Genomic DNA, 1,675 nt, shown 5'->3' with positions numbered 1-1,675 from the left:
GCCAGGCGGCTTCGGTATTATCCTGCAATACGGAGAACATCGAAAGGAAATCAGCAAGGGATTTCCCAATACGACCAATAACCGCATGGAGCTTCTCGGTGTGATTACCGCATTGGAAGCGCTCAAAACGCCGTGTACCGTTGATTTGTATTCTGACAGTAAATATGTCATTGATGCCATTCAAAAGGGCTGGGCGGTCAAATGGCGGTCTAAGAATTGGATGCGCACGCCAAAAGAACCGGCGAAAAATCCGGATTTGTGGGAACGCCTGCTCGATCTGCTGGATGTACACGACGTGACATTCCATTGGGTCAAGGGACATGCACAAAACGAGAATAATAACCGCTGCGATGAGCTGGCTGTGGCAGAGTGGAAGAAAATAAAGGATAACTTTTGATATAATTTTAATTATATTATACAAATAGTTGTTGTTTCGCGCTGAATTCTTGGCTCTCCCTTTGGGAGAGCTGGCATTTGCAAAGCAAATGACTGAGAGGGCGAAGCAATTTACAAATTCTGCATCAGGCAAATCTGAGAGAGTTTATCGGATAAGCCCTCTCTGTCACTGCGTAAGGCGAGATAGTCGTATCAATCTCAAACAAGGAGTTTCAACATGGCATTGTTTGTTTCCGAGAAAAATGAAATCATTGCGGCGGTCAATGCTGATCTGCCGCGAGAGCAGATTCCCTATATCGACGAGCCGGACGGCCGCGCTTATTACGAAGAGCTGCTTGCCATGCGCGACGAATACGGTATGGCGGCATTTAATCTTCTGGAAGACGAGCCGGATCCGGAATCCGACCGTGGTTGGGAACATGAAGCGTTAAATATGGTACATATAGGATAATCAATAATTTATTATACGAATTGTTATCTAAAAGGAGCTGCCTATGCGCCGGATAGACAAATTATGGGGCGGATTTTCGCTGATACAAGATGACCGCTTTTTTAAATTGGGACAGGACACCATGCTTCTGTCCGATTTCGCTTGTCCGCCTGCGCGGGGCAAAGTTATGGATTTGGGCTGCGGCAATGGCGCACTCAGTGTGCTGTTGTGCGCACGACATCCCCATATCACGGTCACTGGATTGGAAATTCAGCCGGAAGTCGCTGCCTTGGCACAGGAAAATATCCGGCATAATCAGCTGGAACAGCGTATGCAGGTACAATGCGGTGACATGAAGCAGTGCAAAGCCCTATTTCCAACGGGCAGCTTTGATTATGTGGTATGTAATCCGCCATATTTTGCGCAAAACAGCGGATTTTCTGCCAAAAATATCAACAAAAGTACGGCGCGGCAGGACAGCTGCGGGACGGCGGCAGATGCCGTACAGGCAGCCGCTTATCTCGTCAAATTTGGCGGAAGAGTTGCGTTTGTCTATCGGCCGGAACGCGTTTGTGAATTGATTTCTCAGATGAAAGCACGGCAGTTGGAACCCAAACGAATGCGATTTGTCCATCAGCAGGCAACAGCTGTGCCATCGGCGGTGCTGATCGAAGCACGGCGCGGCAGTGCACCGGGCGTACAGATTTTGCCGCCGCTGCTCGTCTGCGGAGAAAACGGCGAACACACGAAGGAATACCGAACGATCTATCACAGGGAGGAATTTTAATGGCAGGAACGCTTTATTTGGTGGCAACACCGATTGGAAACCTGGAGGATCTCACGTATCGT

Annotated in this window: 3 protein-coding genes; all 3 read left to right on the top strand. The window is 48.8% G+C overall.

Features of this window, described 5'->3' with window-relative positions:
* On the top strand, window positions 1-397 hold a 397-nt coding region (rnhA, locus tag ACR0P9_RS12140), incomplete at its 5' end, for a ribonuclease HI (RefSeq protein WP_432620511.1).
* A gap of 216 nt (window positions 398-613) precedes the next feature.
* Complete coding sequence (locus ACR0P9_RS12135) at window positions 614-847, top strand: hypothetical protein (protein ID WP_432620509.1); 234 nt, start codon at window positions 614-616, stop codon at window positions 845-847.
* A gap of 43 nt (window positions 848-890) precedes the next feature.
* A complete protein-coding gene (locus ACR0P9_RS12130) occupies window positions 891-1,613 on the top strand; it encodes a tRNA1(Val) (adenine(37)-N6)-methyltransferase (protein WP_432620507.1) in 723 nt (240 codons plus the stop codon).
* The last annotated feature ends 62 nt before the right edge of the window (window positions 1,614-1,675 follow it).

The sequence above is a fragment of the Butyricicoccus sp. genome (assembly GCF_050872565.1).
Lineage (GTDB): Bacteria > Bacillota > Clostridia > Oscillospirales > Butyricicoccaceae > Butyricicoccus_A.
The sequence above is the reverse complement of the archived record's forward strand: the minus strand, read 5'-3'. Positions and strand labels throughout refer to the sequence as shown.

Coding starts and splice junctions, on each gene's coding strand:
- ACR0P9_RS12135 (WP_432620509.1), top strand. CDS start 614: ATGGCATTGTTTGTTTCCGAGAAAAATGAAATCATTGCGGCGGTCAAT.
- ACR0P9_RS12130 (WP_432620507.1), top strand. CDS start 891: ATGCGCCGGATAGACAAATTATGGGGCGGATTTTCGCTGATACAAGAT.